The organism is Streptomyces sp. NPDC005576 (genome assembly GCF_042871745.1).
Classification (GTDB): Bacteria; Actinomycetota; Actinomycetes; order Streptomycetales; family Streptomycetaceae; genus Streptomyces.
Genome location: NZ_JBIAJC010000006.1, coordinates 146,473 through 164,993, shown reverse-complemented (window position 1 = coordinate 164,993; position 18,521 = coordinate 146,473). Strand labels below are relative to the sequence as shown.

Below are 18,521 nucleotides of genomic sequence, written 5' to 3'. Positions count from 1 at the left end.
AGCGGCGAGAATCGGATCAGGACATGAGACGTGAGGTGGGCCGGTCCCGCAGGGAGGCCGGCGCGATGCGCGGACCGTCGCGGTACTACGCGGTGGCGGATCTGTCGAACAGCGAGCGGACCCAGGTGAGCTGTCGACTCCGGTGGTGTTCCGCGCCGCCCTCGTGGCCGTTGAACCCGTACACCTCCAACTCCTTCGGCCCGGCGTACCGGTTGTAGGCCGTGAAGCAGGTGGACGGCGGGCAGATCTCGTCCATCATCGCGATCGAGAAGAGGGCCGGCGCGGTCGCCCGTACGGCGTGGTGGGCCCCGTCGAAGTACGACAGCGTACGGAAGACCGATGCGGCCCGGTCGCGGTGGAGGCTCAGGTAGGAGGCGATCTCGGTGTAGGGCGGCAGGGCCGTGATGCGTGCGGCCCGGGGGAAGTTGCACAGGAAGGGCACGTCCGGCATCACGCCGGCCAGGCCGCGAACCAGGCCGGACACGGCCAGGGCGATGCCTCCCCCCTGGCTGACCCCGGTCACCACGATGCGCGCGGGGTCGATCTCGGGGTGCTCGCGCATCGCCTCCACGCACCGGACGGCGTCGGTGACGACCCGCCGGTAGTAGTAGGTCTGCGGACTCTCGATGCCGCGCGTCAGGAACCCCGGGATGGCCCCCGCCGCGCCCGCGTCGGTGTCGTCGGTCGCTCCGACGGCGGCGGACCACCCCTGGCCGCGGGTGTCCATGACCAGGTGCGCGTAACCGGCGCAGGCCCAGAGGAGGTTCTCGTGGGCCAGCCCGCGTCCCCGTCCGTAGCCCAGGAATTCGACCACGCAGCCCAGTGGTCCCTCAGACCGCGCGGGCATGCGCAGCCACCCCCGCACGGGCCGGCCGCCGTGGCCCGGGACGCTGACGTCGTACACGCGCACCTGGGGGAGGCCCGCGGTCACCTCGGTGAACACCGCCCCGGTGGGGGCGACTCCACCGGGGCCGGCGGCCAGGGTGTCGGACCAGAAGGCGTCGAATCCGTCGGGTTCCGGGAGGTCGGGCCGGTAGGTGAGGCAGTCATCGAGGGGGAGATCGACCGACGGCATGGGCGGGTCCTCCAGGCAGTACCGAACGGTACCGAACGGCACCGATAGGACAGGAGACGTCAGATGTCCTGTCGGAATCGGAACTTTAGGGAGGGGGTCGGTCTCCGTCAAGCGAATGCCCGCCGGTGATGTCCGCCCGGCGGGAAGCCGCCCGACAGGCTCTCGGGTGCCGCCACAGGCTCTCGGGCGCCCCGGCGGGCTCCTCGGGCGTCGCGTCAGGCTCTCGGGAGTCGCCGCGGGCTCTCAGGCGTCGCGGCGGGCGCGTGCCTCCGTGATCCGGCGCCTGACCGGGGCGTAGTGATCCTGGATCGCCTTGAGGAAGGCGGCCGGGTCGCCCGCCCGCACGGCGTCGACGATGTCCTGGTGTGCGGCGATCGTCGCGGTCTCGTCCGCGTGCGTGAATCCGTCGAGGTGCGGTGCGACGATCGCGTAGACGTCCCAGAAGGCCAGGGTGAGTTGACCGATGAGCTCGTTGCCCACCGGTGCGACGAGGAGTGCGTGGAAGGCGCGGTCCGCGGCGACGAACCCGGTGCCGTCACCCGCGCCGGTGGCGCGCATGGTCGCCACGAGCCCGTCCAGCGTGTCGAGTTGCTCGCCGGTCAGGGAGCCCACGATCCGGTCGGCCATTCCGCGTTCGAAGAGCTCGCGCACGTCCACCAGGTCGGCCATCACCTGGAAGTCGTCGTCGGGGGAGAGGAGCCCCCGGAAGGTGAGGCTCTCCACCAGGGCGGAGAGGCTGAGCCGGCCCACGTAGGTGCCGTGGCCGTGGCGGACGTCGACGATGTCGAGCGCGTCCAGGATTTTGACCGCCTCGCGCACGCTGGAACGGCTGGCTCCGAGGGCCTCGCACAGGGCGGGCTCGGGGGGCAACGGGTCGCCCGGGCGCAGCCGTTCGTCGAGGATGTACCGCTTGATCCCGTCCACCACCTCCTGCCGCAACAGTGTGCGACTCGGCCTGGCGCCGGAAATTTCGGGACTCCCCACCTCTTGACCCCTCTCGATTGTCGAGCTACGTTCCCAGACTATCAAGGCATCGGACATCTGACGTCTTACGCCCTAGTCTCGCACTCCACGGACTGGGCTCCTCGCGGACGAGCTGCTCCCCTTGCCGTCTCCTCTCCCTCAACGTCCCCTTGGAGGACCCGTGCCCGAGCTGAGGCCCACAGGCGTCGAGCGCCGTACTTTCCTGCGGTATGCCGGTGTCGTCGGTGCGGCAGCCGCCATCACGGCGAGCGTGTCCGCGTGCGGAGGGCCCTCGTCGACCGGTGACGGCGCGTCGGATTCCGGCACCGGCACCGGAACCGGAACGATCGAGGCCGGCCTCTCGTACGCGCTGTCGACCGGGTTCGACCCGATGACCACATCGGGGGCCACCCCGTACGCGGCCAACATGCACATCTTCGAGGGTCTCGTGGACCTCGACCCGGTGACCCTGGAAGCCCGGCCCGCTCTCGCCACCGGGATGCCGCAGAAGATCAACGCCACCACCTACCGGGCCACCCTGCGCGACGGCGCCACCTTCCACGACGGGTCGGCCGTGACCGCCGACGACGTGGTCTTCAGCTTTGAACGCATCCTCGACCCCGACAACGCTTCCCTGATGGCACAGTTCGTGCCCTTCATCGACACCGTCGAGGCGGTCGACACCAAGACCGTCGAGTTCAAGCTGAAGTACGCCTTCGCCCTCTTCCCCTCCCGCATATCGGTGGCCAGGATCGTGCCGAAGAAGATCGTCGAGGCGGACGCCAAGGGATTCGACGCCAAGCCGGTGGGCTCGGGGCCGTACAAGTTCGTCGAAGCGATCCGCGAGGACAAGATCGTCTTCGCCCAGCACGCGGCGTACAACGGCTCGCACCCGGCCAAGGCCGAGAAGATGATCTGGCGGCTGATCTCGGACTCGTCGGCCAGGGTCAGCGCCATGCAGTCCGGCCGGGTCCAGGCCATCGAGGACGTCCCCTACATCGACGTCGCCGGGCTCTCCGCCACGGCGAAGACCGAGTCGGTGCAATCCTTCGGCCTGCTCTTCCTCATGTTCAACACCGCCGACAAGCGCTTCGCCGACAAGCGGGTGCGCCAGGCCCTGCACTACGCCCTGGACACCGAGAAGATCATCAAGACCGCCCTGATCGGCAACGCGACGGCCGCGACCGGCTACGTCCCCACCACCCACCCGGACTACCACCCGGCCGCCACCGTCTACACCCACGACCTGGCGAAGGCGAAGAAGCTGCTGGCCGAAGCCGGCGTCGGGAAGCTCAAGTTCACCGTGCTGCTGACGGACACCGGCTGGGTCAAGGACGTGGCCCCCCTGATCAAGGAGAGCTGGGCCGCCGCCGGCGTCGAGGCGACCCTCTCCATCGCCCAGTCCGCCGCGCAGTACGCCAAGATCGACAGCGGCGACTTCGAGGTGCTCGTGGCACCCGGCGACCCCTCCGTCTTCGGCAACGACGCGGACCTCCTGCTCCGCTGGTTCTACTACGGCTTCTGGCCCGAGAACCGGTACGGATGGTCCAAGACGGCCGCCTACAAGCAGGTCAAGCAACTCCTCGACAAGGCGGCGCAGGCCGCTGACGACGCGGCCCGCAAGCAGCTGTGGGGCCAGGTCACCGACCTCGTCGCCGAGGAAGCCGCGCTCTACCCGATCTTCCACCGCAAGCTGCCCACCGCCTGGAGCGAGAAGGGGCTCTCCGGCTTCGCGCCGCTGCCCACCACGGGCCTGTCCTTCCTGGACGTCGGCCGCGCCTGAACCCCACGTGTCCGGGCCGCAGCCGCACGGGGCGGCCCGGACACGCTGCCCGCCCAACCGCAAGGAAACCGACGATGGTTGCATTTCTCCGGCTTGCGCTGCGCCGCGTCGCGATGATGCCGGTGATGATCCTCGGCATCGCGCTACTCGTCTTCGTGGTGCTGCAGTTCTCGCCGACCGACCCGGCCTACAACGCGCTCGGAGAGAGCGCGTCGCCAGAGGCCCGCGAGGCATTCTCCGAAGCCAACGGGCTCAACGACCCCCTGCCCGTACGCTACTTCCGTTTTATCGGCCAGCTGCTCCACCTGGACCTCGGCTCCACCGTCCCGCCCAGCCGGCCCGTGATCGACCGCATCACCGAGGCCTTCCCGCTCACCCTGCAGCTGACGTTCCTCGGTCTCCTGCTGGCCGTCGTCCTCGCCACGGTCGGCGGAGTCGCCGGGGCCATGTACCGCGACCGCTGGCCCGACCAGCTCTTCCGGCTCCTGTCCATGACCGGCGTGGCCGTCCCCTCCTTCTGGCTCGGGGTGCTGCTCATCCAGCAGTTCGCGCTGAACAGCCCCGTCTTCCCGACCGGCGGCTACACCAACCCCGCCGACTCCTTCGGGGGTTGGCTCCGCAGCATGGTGCTCCCCGCCGTGTCGCTCGCCGTACCGGTCGCCGCCTCGCTCGCACGGCTCGTGCGCACCTCCATGGTCGCGGAGCTCGACCGCGACTACGTGCGTACCGCCAGGGGAAACGGGCTCCCCGTCTTCCTGGTGATCCGCTCGGTCCTGCGCAACGCCCTCGTCACCCCGCTGACCGTGCTCGGGGTGAAGGTCGGCTACCTGCTCAGCGGTGCCGTCGTCATCGAAGCGATCTTCGACCTGCCCGGCATGGGCAAGCTCATCCTCGAAGGTGTCACGGGCGGCGACGTCGCGCTGGTACAGGGCACCGTGCTGACCATCGCCATCGCGTTCCTGGTGGTCAACATCATCGTCGACCTGCTCTATCTGCTGGTCAATCCGCGCATCAGGACGGTGTGACATGTTCACCACGGGCCGCCTGGCCACCAAGCTCTCCCGACCCGGGATCGCCTTCCGCTCCCTTCCCACCGCCTCCCGGGTCGCCCTCGCCGTGCTCGTCGTGGTGGTGCTCGGCGCGGTGTTCGCGCCGCTCCTCACCCAGGACCCCCTGTCCACCGGAACACCCGTGCAGGCGCCCAGCGGCGCGCACTGGTTCGGCACCGACCGGGCGGGGCGCGACGTGTTCGCCCGGGTGGTGCACGGCGCTCGCTACTCGTTGGTCATCGGCCTCGGCGCGACCGCGCTCGCCCTGCTGGCCGGCTCCGTCCTCGGCTCGCTCGCGGCGACCTCCCGCAAGCTCGGCGACGAAGCGATCATGCGCACCCTCGACGTGGTGATGTCGTTCCCGCCGATCGCGCTCGCCGCCGTCCTCGTCGCCGTCTTCGGCACGAGCATCCCGGTCATCATCTTCACCGTCGCCTTCGTCTACACCCCCTCGCTGGCCCGAGTGGTGCGCGCCAACGTGCTCGCGCAGTACGGCGAGGACTACGTGGCGGCCGAGAAGGTGCTCGGAGCGAAGCGTCCGTACATCGTGCTCCGGCACGTGGCCGTCAACTGCATGGCCCCGGTCCTGGTGTTCGCCACCGTCATGGTCGCCGAGGCGATCATCTTCGAGGCATCCCTCTCCTTCATCGGAGCCGGCGTCCAGGACCCCGACCCCAGCTGGGGCAGTGTGCTCGCCTACGGCCGCCAGATCCTCCTGGCCGGAGGCTGGTGGGCCACCTTCTTCCCCGGCCTCGCCCTCCTGATCACCGTCCTGGCCCTCAACGTCCTCTCCGAGGGGCTGACCGACGCCTCCGCCGCACCGAAGGGCGGACGCACCGGCGGCGGCACCCACGAGACCGCGAAGCCCGACCCCGTCGAAGCCGCCTCCACCGTCGACGTCGACGCCGCGCTCGCCCGGCTCGCCCGCCACATCGACGCGACCGAACCCTCCGTCGTCCCGGTGCGCGAGGACGCCGGGGAACTCCTGGTCGTACGCGACCTGGCGATCCGCTTCCCGGACCGCTACGGCGGCATCCCCGTCGTCGACCGGCTGAACTTCACCGTGCGCGAGGGGGAGACCCTCGGGCTGGTCGGCGAGTCAGGCTGCGGCAAGTCCATCACCAGCCTCGCCGTCATGGGCCTGCTCGCCCGCAACGCCCAGGTGGACGGGGAGATCCTCTACCGGGGCCGGGACCTCCTCAAGCTCCCCCCGAAGGAGCGCCGGGCGTTGATGGGGCCCGAGATCGCGATGGTGTACCAGGACGCGCTCTCTTCCCTCAACCCCTCCGTACTCGTCGGCACCCAGCTCAAGCAGCTCACCTCGCGCGGCGGTACGAAGACCCCCGCCGAACTCCTCGAACTGGTCGGGCTCTCACCGGAACGCACCCTGCGCAGCTACCCGCACGAGCTCTCCGGCGGCCAGCGCCAACGCGTCCTCATCGCCATGGCCCTGTCCCGCAGTCCCCGCCTCCTCATCGCCGACGAGCCGACCACCGCACTCGACGTCACCGTCCAGGCCCAGGTCGTCGAACTCCTGATCCGGCTGCGCGACGAACTCGGCTTCGCCATGGTGCTGGTCTCGCACGACCTCGCCCTGGTCGGAGACCTCTCCCACCGCGTCGCCGTCATGTACGCCGGCCACCTGGCCGAGGTGGGCGGCACCCGGGCGGTGCTGACCGACCCCGCCCACCACTACAGCCGCGGCCTGCTCGGCTCCGTCGTCTCCCTCGAAGCGGGCGCCGACCGCCTGCACCAGATCCGCGGAGTCGTCCCCGCACCCCAGGGCTTCGGCGGCGGCTGCCGCTTCGCCGGGCGCTGCCCGGCGGCGACCGACCTCTGCCGCGGTACACCGCCGGCGCTCACCGCGCGCGGCACCGCGGAGGACCACGCCTTCGCGTGCCACCACCCGGCCGAGGCCGTACAACTGGAAGGAAGCGCCCTGTGATCAGGCTCGACGGCGTCCACGTACGCCACAAGGCGCGCAGTGGAGGCATCTTCGCCAGGGACGCCGTGCACGCGCTCACCGACGTCTCGGTCGAGGTGGCGCGCGGCGAGATCCTCGGCCTGGTGGGGGAGTCCGGCTGCGGCAAGTCGACCCTGGCCAGAGTCCTCACCGGCCTGCAGAAACCCACCGAGGGCGAGGTCCTCTTCCACGGGCGTGACCTCTGGGACATCCCCGCGGCCGAACGGCGGGACCGGTTCGGCTCCTCCGTCGGCGTCGTCTTCCAGGACCCGTCCACCGCCCTCAACCCGCGCCTCACCGTCCGCCGGATCCTGCGCGACCCGCTGGACGTCCACCGGCGGGGAACCGTGGCGGAGCGCGAGGAACGGGTGGAGGAACTCCTCGACCTCGTCGGCCTCCCCGGACACACCCTCGCCGCCCTCCCCGGACAGCTCTCGGGTGGTCAGCGCCAGCGCGTCGCCATCGCGCGGGCCCTCGCCCTGGAACCGGACCTCATCGTCGCCGACGAGCCGACCTCCGCACTCGACGTCTCGGTACGTGCCCAGGTCCTCAACCTCCTCGTGGATCTGCGGGAACGCCTCGGTCTCGGCATGGTGTTCATCTCCCACGACATCCAGACGGTGCGCTACCTCGCCGACCGCGTCGCGGTCCTCTACCTCGGCCGCATCGTCGAGGAGGGACCGGCCGAAGCCGTGGCCGGCGCCCCGCGCCACCCGTACACCGAGGCCCTGCTCTCCGCGACGCCCAGCCTGCTGGAGCACACCGAACGCATCGTGCTGACCGGGCCGGTGCCCTCGGCGACCAATCCGCCGACCGGCTGCCCGTTCCGCACCCGCTGCTGGAAGGCCGACGACGCCTGCGCCTCCGCCTTCCCGGCACCGGCACAGGACGCGGCGGCAGGCCCGCACCGCTGGCACTGCGTCCACCCCCAGCCCGCCCGACCGTCCGACGGGGACCCCACCCCGCGGACGCCTGCAAGGAGCACCGCATGAGCACGTCCACCACCCCGTACACCGGAGTGATCCCGCCGGTCGTCACCCCGCTCACCGCAGACGGACAGATCGACCGGGCGTCCCTGGAGAGGGTCGTCGGTCATCTGCTCCAGGCGGGGGTCAACGGCCTTTTCGCCCTCGGGAGTTCCGGCGAGACCGCCTATCTCACGCCCGCGCAGCAGGACGAGGTCACCCAGGTGATCACGACCACGGCCGCAGGTCAGGTGCCCGTGGTCGTCGGCGCCATCGAGACCACCACCAACCGTGCGATCGAGCGGGCCCGTGCGGTGGCCGGCCTCGGCGCCGACGCGGTGGTGGCGACCGCGCCCTTCTACACCCGTACCCACCCCACCGAGATCGACCGCCACTTCAGGGCCGTCGCCGCGGCCGTCGACCTCCCGCTGCTGGCGTACGACGTACCGGTGTGCGTCCACAGCAAGCTGACCCCGGACCTGCTGGCGCCACTCGCCGCGGACGGGGTGCTGGCCGGAGTGAAGGACTCCAGCGGGGACGACGGCTCCTTCCGCGTCCTGGCCGGCGCGACCCGGGACCTGCCCGGGTTCTCCCTGCTGACCGGGCACGAGCTGGTGGTGGACGCCATGATGCTGTGCGGCGCCCACGGCTCGGTGCCCGGTCTCGGCAACGTCGACCCGCACGGCTATGTCCGGCTGCACGAGGCGGCGGTACGCGGTGACTGGACCGCCGCCAGGGCGGAGCAGGACCGGCTCGTCGCCCTGTTCGAGATCGTCGGGGCGGCCGACACCGCCACCGCGTCGGCGACGGCGGCCGGGCTCGGGGCCTTCAAGACGGCACTCGAACTGCTGGGCGTCATCGCGACGAACGTGGTGAGCCCGCCGATGCGCCGCCTCGACACGGAGGAGCGCTCCAGGATCGCCGCCGTCCTGGAGCGCGCCGGCCTGCTGGGCTGACCGGCGCACACCCCCGGAGCCCGCACACCGCGCGAGCCCGGACGCGCCAAGACCACTGCCGTCGTCGGACTCGTACCGACGGCGGCAGTTCGCCGCGCCCGCCCGCCCGTGCGGGCCGGCCCCTGTCCGGGTGCCCGCCTACGAGCGGTTGCGGTACAGAGATCCCGGACGAGTGATCGCATCCGTGGTGAGCTCGGACCGGTGTCGGACGAGTGCCCCACGTCGGTCAGCCGTATCGCTGCAGGAGCCCGTCCACGTACGCCTCCAGCCGTCCTCCCAGCACCTCGGCAGTCAGATCGGCCCGCCCCAGTTCACGCCACGGCCCGGCCAGTTTCGCCGCGTCGGGGCAGTAGTGCAGGGCGTCGAGCAGCCGCCAGTACAGGTGGTCGGGCCCGTCGGCGAGGTCGCCGCCGTGTGCCTCGTACCGCTCGCGGAAGTCCAGCCCGTACGCGGGTCCGTGCAGCAGTGCGAGCGCGGTCGAGCAGTGCGCCACGTCCAGGTCGGCGGGGCCCCACGAGGTCTCGACCCAGTCCACGACACCGGTGATCCGCAGTTCGGGCCCGGCTCCCGTGAAGAGGACGTTTCCAGGGTGGAAGTCGCGGTGCAGGAAGCAGCCGTCGTACGACGGCGGGTCGCGACGGATCACATCGACGGCCCGCGCCCACAGAGGGCCGTCCGGGGTGCGGACGCGCTCTGCGGACGTCCACGCCCGGTAGGCGCGCGGTCTGTCGTTCGGTACGACGCCGTGGATGCTGACGAGCTGGGCGGCGAGCAGGTCCAGACGCTGTGCGAGGTCGTCCTCGTCCACGCGGACGCGGCCGGGCAGCGCGGACATCAACAGGGTCGGGTGGTCGCAGTGCTCGGCCGCGGCGTCCACGGCGACGAGCTCGGGCGCGGGAATGCTCTCCTGCCCGGTGAGCAGGGTCAGGGCGGACGCCTCGCGGGCCAGCAGTCCGGGCCCGTGGTGGCGGAAGAACGGCTGCACGAGGGTCCGTTGCACCAGGGCAGTGCCGTCGTCGAGCGTGAGCCGGCGCATCTGGGAGCTCCAGCCACCGGACAGGAGGCGCCGGCCGGTGACCTCGCGGCCGTCGCCGAGCTGCTCGGCTACCCACGCCCGTGTGGCTGACCAGCCGTGGTCGTCGAGGCCGGTCAGCACCGCCTCGACGAACTCCCGCCTGTCGTCAGCGTGATCGCGGAACCACATGCCCAACTGGTCCTGTGCGTGCGGAAGGTCGAACCGCGTGTACTGGGCGCGGGCGGCCAGCGCGTCCTGTACGGACTCGGTCACCGCGGCCGGAATCACCGCGTCCGTGCCCGGTACAGCGAGTACCGCCCGGCCCTCGTACGCCCGCAGCAGCTGCAACGCGGGCGCCTCACGCCAGCTGTCCGGCCGCCGGATGATCCTGCTGAACCGGCCGTCCCCGTCCTCGAAGGGCATCTCCCACGCCTCTGCGGCATACACGGCGGGCGCGCACAGCCCCAGCGCCGTCACCCGGTCCCCGTAGTGGGTGGCGAGATCGGCCACCGTCTGCCCGCTCATGCTGAAACCCACCAGGACCAGCGGTCCCTCCTCCCCGCCATAGGCGTCGATCACCGCGACGGCCTGCTCGAACCGTCGCCGCAGGCTCGACTCACTGAGCCTTCCCGTGCTTTCGCCGTGCCCGGAAAAGTCGAAGGCGACCCCTCGGCAGCCGTGGGCCACGAAGTCCTGTACCAGCGGGCGCAGTCGCTCCATGCTGCTGGTGCCCGCGCCATGCAGCACCACGGCGGTGACCCCGGAAGGTTCACCGCCGTACACGCCGCTGAGCCGCTCACCGTCATGGTCGTGCGTGAAGTCGAAGAGCATGCTGCCCATTCACTCACGACGTGGCCCCCGTCTCTCGGGAGTATCACCGTCGGCCTTCCCGCGGGGCGGCCTGCTGACCCGTCGGCGACAGGTCAAGGCGATAAGCAGTACGCGTAGTTGGCGCCGTGCGCGCCGGTGCCCGCGCACCGGTGCGATCTATTGACGCCCCGGGTCCGCACTCCTACTGTCACCCAACAGAAGACGTCTGATGTCTGCTGTCAGGTGTCTAGTTTCTCTAGGTAAGGAGAGCGGACAACGTGTTTGCACCATTCATGCCACGCCCGGTGCGGCGCCCCTGGGCCCTGACCGTGCCCACCCTGCTGGCCCTCGTGACCGCGATCGCCGCGGTACTCGTCGTTCCCGTTCGAGCATCGGCGGTCTCCCCGGACTCCATGGCCTCTTCGGCCGTGAGCGGGCAGTCGGCCGTGGTCGACCAGGACTGCACCAGCAGCCGGATCAGGATCACTCTGGTCAACGAGACCTCGGCGGCGACGACTTTCACCGCCATCTGGGCCGGTGTCGGTACCTATACGCGCACCGTGAGCGCGGGCGACCGTACCAACCTCTACTTCACCAAGGACGACGGCACGGCGTACGCCTCCGTCGTCACCACCCCCGAAGGGCTCAACACCTCCCTCAACGGGACTCTCGACTGCGGCACGGCGCTGGGTGCGCAGATCAGCATGGAGTGTCCGCGCAACGCCGACGGATCACTGCCCCCGACCCACCGACTGAGGCTGACCCTGGTCAACCGGTCGGCGGCCTCGCGGGTCTTCACGGTCGGCTGGCCCGGTCGCGCCGTGTCCCCGTGGACCGTGACCGTGCCCGCCCACTCCTCGGACGCGTCGATGTACTGGACCGTGGACAACGGAACGCCCTACACCCTCACCACCACGGCCACCGGATTCGCCCGTACCGAGAGCGGCAAGGCGACCTGCGGACTGGCTGCCGGAACCCCGGGCATGAACTCCCAGACCCTCTTCTCCGTCACCGATCCCATAGACGGAGTCAACACGCGTCGTGCGGACGGTGGTTACGAGGAGAAGTCGAGGACGGTGGCATCGGTCCGCATCCCGGCGATGGCCGTCTCGAACACCGGCACCATCGTCGCCATGGCGGACGCCAGGGTCTCCGGCGCGGCCGACCTCGGCGGCAGCGGCAACGACATCCAGGTCGCCATGCGCCGCAGCAGCGACGGCGGCGCCACCTGGACCAGGGCCGAGATCGTCCAGCACGCCGCCACCACCACCGAGGGGTACGGAGACGTGAGCCTGCTGGTCGACCGTTCGGTGGGCGCGAGCGGCAAGATCTACGCCTTCCTCAACTACTCCCCGGCACCCGGCATCGGCTACTACGGCTCCTCCGCCGGCTCCAACTCCGCGACCGATGCCACCGCGATGCACATCCGCTACGTCACCTCGACCGACCAAGGCGCGACCTGGTCCACCCCGGTAGATGTCAACCCGCAGGTCAAAAAGGTGAGTTGGGCCGGTATGTTCGCGTCCTCGGGGCACGGGATCCAGCTGGCCGACGGCCGCCTCGTGCAACCGATCGTCTACCGCGAGAACGGCGTCGACCACGCCGCCGACATCTACTCCGACGACCACGGGGCCACCTGGAGGGCCGGCGCCCCGGCCGCCACCGGAGTGAACGAGAGCAAGGTCCTGCAGCGCGGGTCCGGCAAGGTGGTCCAGAACATGCGGTCCAACAGCGGCGGCAACCGCTGGTACGCCACGGCGAGCGACATCGGCGCGTCCGACGTGGCGAGCGCCTTCGGCACCCCCTGGAACTCGGGTCTGATCGACCCGGGCTGCAATGCCGACGAGATCTCCTACCTCTCGCCCACCGACGTGAACGCCGGCGGGTACCCGGCCGCCACCGACGTCTCGCTCTACAGCGGCAACGCCTCCGCCGCCGGCCGCAACGAACTGACCGTGCGGGTGAGCGAGGACGACGGCGCGAGTTGGCAGCACGAGGTCCTGATCAAGCCGGGCGCAGCGGGCTATTCGACCATGGCGGTACTCAAGGGCGGCACGGTCGGAAACCTGTACGAGATCGGCTCGACCGGCGGGATCGTCTTCACCGGCTTCTCCCTCGCCTGGGCCACGCAGTAGTTCCCCGTCAGCGGGCCGCGGCGACGCTGTCCAGGCGCAGGGGAGCGCTGGTGCGCGCGGTGATGTCCTCGACGGTCACTCCCGGAGCGGTCTCGACGAGAGCGAGGCCCTCCGCGGTGACGTCGAGGACGCCGAGGTCGGTGATGATCCGGTGCACGCACCGCTGACCGGTCAGCGGCAGGGTGCACTCGTCGAGGATCTTCGGCGTGCCGTCCTTGGCGGTGTGTTCCATCAGGACGATGACCCGGCGGGCTCCGTGAACGAGGTCCATGGCACCACCCATGCCCTTCACCATCTTGCCCGGGATCATCCAGTTCGCGAGGTCCCCCCGGGAGGAGACCTGCATGGCGCCGAGGACGGCGGTGTCGATGTGGCCGCCGCGGATCATGCCGAAGGAGAGCGCGGAGTCGAAGAAGCTCGCCCCGGGCAGGACGGTGACCGTCTCCTTGCCGGCGTTGATCAGATCCGGGTCGACCTCCGCCTCCGACGGGTAGGGGCCGGTGCCGAGGATGCCGTTCTCGGAGTGCAGCACGACGTGTACCCCGGGCGGCAGATGGCCGGGGATCAGGGTGGGGAAGCCGATGCCCAGGTTGACGTAGGAACCGTCGGTGAGTTCGGCGGCGGCGCGGGCGGCCATCTGGTCGCGGGTCCAGCCCAGGGTGCTCATGCGCGCACGGTCCTCTTCTCGATCTGCTTGTCGGCGGCTTCGGCCGGGGTCAGTTCCACCACGCGCTGCACGTAGATACCGGGCAGGTGCACCTCGTCGGGGTGGAGTTCGCCGGGCTCGACGAGCTCTTCCACCTCGGCGACCGTCACGCGGCCGGCCATCGCGGCGAGTGGGTTGAAGTTGGCGGCCGCGCGGCGGAAGACGAGATTGCCGTGCCGGTCGCCGCGCCAGGCGCGTACGAGGGCGAAGTCGGTGGTGATGCCGTGCTCCAGTACGTACGAACGTCCCCGGAACTCCCGGATCTCCTTGGGCGGGGAGGCGACGGCCACCGTCCCGTCGGGGGCGTACCGCCACGGCAGGCCGCCCTCGGCCACCTGGGTGCCGACACCGGCAGGGGTGTAGAAGGCGGGGATGCCCGCGCCGCCCGCGCGGAGCCGCTCGGCGAGCGTGCCCTGCGGGGTCAGCTCCACCTCCAGTTCGCCGGACAGGTACTGCCGGGCGAACTCCTTGTTCTCCCCGACGTAGGAGCCGGTGACGCGGTCGATGCGGCCGGCGGACAGCAGCACGCCGAGGCCGCGGCCGTCCACCCCGCAGTTGTTGGAGACGACGCCGAGTCCGCTCGCGCCCTGCGCGTGGAGGGCGTCGATGAGGACGGCGGGGACGCCGGAGAGGCCGAAGCCGCCGACGGCGAGCGAAGCGCCGTCCGGTATGTCGGCGACCGCCTCGGCGGCGCTGCCGTGCACCTTGTTCACAACGGGTCCTGCCTTTCAAGGGTGGTTGGCGCAGGCGGAGGCGCCGGGCGGGACCGCCTGCCGGGCTCCGTCGACGGCCGCCCCGGTTGCGGGCGGTCCCGGTCGCGACGCCGGCCGGCCGGCAGCGGCACGGGGGCCACACCGGCCACGACGGTGCTGGTCAGAGTGCCGATGCCTTCGACGGTGAGGCTCACGGTGTCGCCGGGCCGCAGCGGTGGCGGGTTCTGCTCGCCGCGCAGCCCCCAGAGCTCGGCGAGGCAGCCGCCGTTGCCGCACGTGCCGGAGCCGAGGACGTCACCGGGCACGACACGGGTGCCCCGCGAGGCGTAGGCGGTCATCTCCTCGAAGGTCCAGCTCATGTTCGACAGCAGGTCCCTGCCGATCACCTCTCCGTTGACCTGTGCCGTCAGCGCGAGGTGCAGCAGGCCCTCGGCATCCCGGTACGGCTCCAGTTCGTCGGCGGTGACCAGGTACGGGCCGAGCGTGGTGGCGGTGTCCTTGCCCTTGCAGGGGCCGAGACCGACCTTCATCTCCGCGGACTGCAGGTCGCGCGCGGACCAGTCGTTGAAGACGGTGTAGCCGACGATGTGGTCGCGGGCCTGCTCGGGGGTGAGGTCGCTCCCCTCCCGGCCGATGACGGCGCCCACCTCCAGTTCGAAGTCGAGCGCGGCCGAGCCGGGGGGCATCGGGACCTCCTCGTCCGGGCCGTAGACGGCGTGCGGGTTGGTGAAGTAGAAGGTCGGCGCCGCGTACCACTGGTCGGGCACCCCCGCGATGCCGTCGACGGCGCGGCGCACGCCTTCGACATGCTCCTCGAAGGTCACGAAGTCGCGTACGGACGAGGGCTCCAGAGGAGGGAGGAGCCGCACCTGGGAGACGTGGGGGCCCGGGGGTACGTCCAGCGCCGCCGCACCGGCGGCGAGCAGCCCCGGCAGCCCGCCGGTCTCCTTGAGGAGAGCGGTGAGCGAGGTGACACCGGGGAGGGGGAAGAGCGTGCCGTCCTCTTCCACGACGGCTACGCGGTGACGGTGCTGGTACTCGTAGGCGGCGAAACGCATGTGCGGCTCCTGGGGGAGGCAGGGAGGGGCGGAGGGCGGGTGCCGGGTCGCGGCTTCGGTCGACCGCTCGCCGGGAGGACGGCCCGCGCCCCGTTGCCGTGGGCGTCGGCGGATCAGGGCCCGGCGGGCCGCCCGGCGGGCCAAGGCCGGACGCACGCGGGTGGCCGGCGGTTCACGGTCGTCGGTGGGGGCGTCGCGCCCCTGGCCGCGAACCGCCGGACAGGTCCTCAGACCGGAGGGGCGATGAAGACGCCGCGGTCCGGGTCGTTGAAGGACTCCTTGGCGACGATCTCGTTCATGGCGTTGGCGGTGCCCCACTGGTCGGTGACCTCGGGCCGGGAGAAGTCGTAGACGTGGGGGTGCCAGGTGTCCTCGTCGAGGTTCTCCAGCTCGGTCGTGTACTCGACGGTGTTGCCGTGCGGGTCGAGGAAGTAGGTGAAGGTGTTGTCGCCCGCCATGTGCCGGCCGGGACCCCAGACCTTCTTGAAACCGGCCCGCATGACGCGGCCGGAGCCGCGCATGTACTCGTCGATGCCGCGCATCTCGAAGGAGACGTGGTGCAGCGCCGTGTGCGGGCCCTGGGCGATCGCCATGGAGTGGTGCTGGTTGCTGATCCGCATGAAGTGCATGACCTCACCCATGTGCGGTGAGCTGAGCGTGTCGGAGAGGGCGAAGCCGAGGTGGCGCTCGTACCACTCGCGGGTGCGGTTCAGGTCGGGGGAGTTGAGGACCACGTGGGAGAGCTTGACCGGGATGGCCTCCTTCTCCTCGATCTTCCGGTGCTGCCGGACCTCGACGTCGGCGGAGACCTCGATGGTCCGGCCGTCCACGTCGAAGAAGCGGAAGCCGTAGCCGCCACCGGGCGTGTCCACCGCCCCGGGCCGGGATATCAACTGCACGCCTCCGGCCAGGAGTCGCTCGGCGAGCGTGTCGACGGCGGCGGCGTCGACCGCGCCGTAGGAGACGAGGTCGAGGCGCTTCTCCTCGGCCTTGCGCAGCCGCACGACGTAGTTCTCGGGAGAGCCCTCGGCCGCCAGGAAGGAGATCCCGGAGTCCTCGGAGACCGTGGTGAGGCCCCAGACTCCGGCGTAGAAGTCGAGCTGCTTCTCGTAGTCCGGCACCGCCAGGTCCACATGGCGCAGATGGGTGAGCAGACGTCCGTTCATGGTGCTTCCTCCTCGTTGAGGTCAGGCATGACGCAGCAGGGCAGCGGCGTTTCCACCGCGTACGGAGTCGAAGTCGGCCTCGGAGAGGCCGGCGGCGCGCAGGGCGGCGACCGGGTCTTCGGTGCCCATGTCGAAGGGGAAGTCCGAACCGAGCAGCACCCGGTCGGCGCCCGCGACACGGACCAACTCCCGCAGGACGTGCGGGTCGTGGACGAGCGAGTCGAAATGGATCCGCTTCAGGTAGCTGCTCGGCGGATGGGCGCATCCCGAGCCCGCGTCGGTGCGCGCGGACCAGGCGTGGTCGGAGCGGCCGATGTGGGTGGGCAGGTAGCCGCCACCGTGCGCGGCGAGCAGCTTCAGCCCGGGGTGCCGGTCGAGCACCCCGGAGAAGATGAGGTGCGAGAGGGCGACGGCGTTCTCGGTGGGCTGGCCGACCGTGTTGGACAGGTACCACTGGTCCAGGCGCTCGTCGAGCGTGCATCCGAAGGGGTGCAGGAAGAGGATCGCTCCCGTCTCCTCCGCCCTGGCCCAGAACGGCTCGTACGCCGGGTCGGAGAGCTCCCTTCCCGGAGCGTGGCTCGACAACTCCACGCCGAACAGGCCCTGTTGCAGGGCGTGGTCGAGAGCAGGCACCAAGAGGCCGGGGTGTTGCAGGGGTACGATCCCCAGGCCCCGCAGCCGGTCCGGTGCCGCCGCGCAGTGCGCTGCGGTGGCTTCGCCGGCGAGCCGGCAGACCTTCTCCGCCGTGTCCTCGTCGGCCCAGTAGTGGTAGTGCGAGGGGGAGGGGCTGACCAGCTGGACGTCCACGCCCTGCGCGTCCATCGCCGCGAGGCGTACGGACACGTCGGTCAGCTTCGGTATGCGCGCGCCGACCATGGGGCCGCTGACGGCGAGCGCGGCGGCCCCGTTGCGCCGGGCGTCCAGCTCCTTGGCCGCGGCCAGTCCCGGCATGCCCGCCACGAGCGCTTCGACACCGGGCAGCAGGACGTGCGCGTGTACGTCCACGGTCGGGGAAGTCACGGCAGCTCCCGGAGCATCGTCATGGTGCGGCCCATCAGGCCGGGAACGTCCGCGTCCCGCACCCCGTCGAGCTGCCACTGGCCGATCTGCACGGACGCCTCCACGACGGGCCGGACCCGGGCGATGCGGCGCTCGTAGTACGCCTGGAAGAGCGCGTCGTCCCAGACGTCGGTCGCGGTCAGCATCTGAGCCAGCACGAGGGAGTCCTCCAGCGACAGGGCCGCGCCCTGCGCGAGGGTGGGCGGGCAGCAGTGCGCGGCGTCGCCGACGAGGACGACGCGGCCGCGGTGCCAGGCCCCCTCGACCAGCAGCTTGTCGAACCAGGTGTAGTTGACCTGTTCCGGATCGGTGATCGTCTCGGTGATCTCCGGCCAGAAACCGCCGTAGGCGGAGGTCAGACGGCGCATCTCGTCGGCGTACGAGTCCACCGGGATGGAGGCCCGGTCGCGGTTCGCCTCGACGACGTACGCGTAGAGGGTCTCCTCGCCGGTGGGACAGTACCCGGCGATGTGGGCCGGGCCGCCGTAGGCGAGGTCGGTGCGGGTCAGACCCGCCGGGCGAGGAGCGGCGACGCGCCAGATGGCCATGCCGGTCGGTTCCGGTTTCGCCGTGATGCCGATGGCGGCGCGGGTGGTGGAGCCGAGGCCGTCGGCGGCGATCACCAGGTCGTAACGGCCTTCGGCGCCGTCGGAGAAGCGCACGGTGACGCCGCCGTCGTCCTGTTCCAGGGCGGTGGGCCGGACACCCAGGCGTACGTGCGCTCCGCTCGCGCGGACCGCGTCGATGAGGATCTGCTGCAGTCGCGGGCGCTGCATGCCGACGGTGGCCGGCAGGTCGTCGCCTCCGCTGCGGATGTCGTCCTGCGCGTGCAGGACGGTGCCGTCGGGGGCGGTGATGCCGACCGAGCCGAAGCCGTAACCGGATGCCTCCACCCGGTCCCAGACGCCCAGTTCGCGCAGCACGCGCAGAGCGTTGCCCTGGAGGGTGATACCGGAACCCGCGGTGGCGTTCCAGTCGTCCTTGGCCTCGATCAACTCGACGTCCACGCCGGCCCGACGCAGCAGGACCGTCACCGCGTTACCGGCCGCCCCGCCACCGACCACCAGGACCGTACGGGCTCTACTCATGGGAACTCCTTCGTTCC

Annotated in this window: 14 protein-coding genes and 1 pseudogene; 6 read left to right on the top strand and 9 right to left on the bottom strand. The window is 70.9% G+C overall.

From position 1 onward, the window contains the following. Positions 1-85 precede the first annotated feature (85 nt). Entirely contained in the window at positions 86-1,075 is a 990-nt protein-coding gene (locus ACFYPN_RS12675; protein WP_389298030.1) for an acetylxylan esterase, read from the bottom strand. A gap of 243 nt (positions 1,076-1,318) precedes the next feature. Then, positions 1,319-2,044, bottom strand: a complete 726-nt coding sequence (locus ACFYPN_RS12670) for a FadR/GntR family transcriptional regulator (RefSeq protein ID WP_358756504.1) — start codon at positions 2,042-2,044, stop codon at positions 1,319-1,321. Positions 2,045-2,219: 175 nt separating this feature from the next. Between ACFYPN_RS12670 and ACFYPN_RS12665 the strand changes: the two genes are divergently transcribed. The 5 genes from ACFYPN_RS12665 to ACFYPN_RS12645 all read left to right on the top strand — a co-directional run bounded on the left by ACFYPN_RS12665 (position 2,220) and on the right by ACFYPN_RS12645 (position 8,754). Next, positions 2,220-3,821, top strand: coding sequence for an ABC transporter substrate-binding protein (locus ACFYPN_RS12665; protein ID WP_389298028.1), 1,602 nt, complete (start codon positions 2,220-2,222; stop codon positions 3,819-3,821). Between the two features lie 74 nt (positions 3,822-3,895). After that, positions 3,896-4,846, top strand: coding sequence for an ABC transporter permease (locus ACFYPN_RS12660; RefSeq protein ID WP_358756363.1), 951 nt, complete (start codon positions 3,896-3,898; stop codon positions 4,844-4,846). A gap of 1 nt (position 4,847) precedes the next feature. After that, entirely contained in the window at positions 4,848-6,815 is a 1,968-nt protein-coding gene (locus ACFYPN_RS12655) for a dipeptide/oligopeptide/nickel ABC transporter permease/ATP-binding protein (RefSeq protein WP_389298026.1), read from the top strand. Next, entirely contained in the window at positions 6,812-7,825 is a 1,014-nt protein-coding gene (locus tag ACFYPN_RS12650; protein WP_358756367.1) for an ABC transporter ATP-binding protein, read from the top strand. Before ACFYPN_RS12655 ends, ACFYPN_RS12650 begins: the two co-directional genes overlap by 4 nt. After that, positions 7,822-8,754 (top strand): dihydrodipicolinate synthase family protein, encoded by a 933-nt coding sequence (locus ACFYPN_RS12645; RefSeq protein ID WP_389298023.1) that lies wholly within the window; start codon positions 7,822-7,824, stop codon positions 8,752-8,754. Before ACFYPN_RS12650 ends, ACFYPN_RS12645 begins: the two co-directional genes overlap by 4 nt. A gap of 226 nt (positions 8,755-8,980) precedes the next feature. Here the strand turns inward: ACFYPN_RS12645 and ACFYPN_RS12640 are convergent, their stop codons facing one another. Beyond that, positions 8,981-10,600 carry an alpha/beta fold hydrolase gene (locus tag ACFYPN_RS12640; RefSeq protein ID WP_389298222.1) on the bottom strand — a complete coding sequence of 540 codons (1,620 nt, stop codon included), beginning with the start codon at positions 10,598-10,600 and terminating at the stop codon, positions 8,981-8,983. Positions 10,601-10,857: 257 nt separating this feature from the next. Here ACFYPN_RS12640 and ACFYPN_RS12635 point away from each other — a divergent pair, with 257 nt between their 5' ends. Beyond that, on the top strand, positions 10,858-12,714 hold the full coding sequence (locus tag ACFYPN_RS12635; RefSeq protein ID WP_389298021.1) for an exo-alpha-sialidase: 1,857 nt from the start codon (positions 10,858-10,860) through the stop codon (positions 12,712-12,714). Between the two features lie 7 nt (positions 12,715-12,721). On the opposite strand, the gene ACFYPN_RS12630 is transcribed toward ACFYPN_RS12635, so the two are convergent. The 6 genes and pseudogenes from ACFYPN_RS12630 to ACFYPN_RS12605 form a co-directional block, all read right to left on the bottom strand. After that, on the bottom strand, positions 12,722-13,372 hold the full coding sequence (locus ACFYPN_RS12630; protein ID WP_389298220.1) for a CoA transferase subunit B: 651 nt from the start codon (positions 13,370-13,372) through the stop codon (positions 12,722-12,724). Positions 13,373-13,377: 5 nt separating this feature from the next. Then, positions 13,378-14,133, bottom strand: coding sequence for a CoA transferase subunit A (locus ACFYPN_RS12625; RefSeq protein WP_389298020.1), 756 nt, complete (start codon positions 14,131-14,133; stop codon positions 13,378-13,380). Positions 14,134-14,222: 89 nt separating this feature from the next. Next, a pseudogene (locus ACFYPN_RS12620) lies at positions 14,223-15,191 on the bottom strand (fumarylacetoacetate hydrolase family protein); the annotation flags it as partial. Between the two features lie 227 nt (positions 15,192-15,418). Next, positions 15,419-16,357 carry a VOC family protein gene (locus tag ACFYPN_RS12615; RefSeq protein ID WP_389298019.1) on the bottom strand — a complete coding sequence of 313 codons (939 nt, stop codon included), beginning with the start codon at positions 16,355-16,357 and terminating at the stop codon, positions 15,419-15,421. Positions 16,358-16,378: 21 nt separating this feature from the next. Then, on the bottom strand, positions 16,379-17,377 hold the full coding sequence (locus ACFYPN_RS12610) for an amidohydrolase family protein (protein ID WP_358756378.1): 999 nt from the start codon (positions 17,375-17,377) through the stop codon (positions 16,379-16,381). Continuing rightward, positions 17,374-18,504 (bottom strand): FAD-dependent oxidoreductase, encoded by a 1,131-nt coding sequence (locus ACFYPN_RS12605; protein WP_358756380.1) that lies wholly within the window; start codon positions 18,502-18,504, stop codon positions 17,374-17,376. The genes ACFYPN_RS12610 and ACFYPN_RS12605 overlap by 4 nt, the downstream gene beginning before the upstream one ends. Positions 18,505-18,521: the final 17 nt, after the last annotated feature.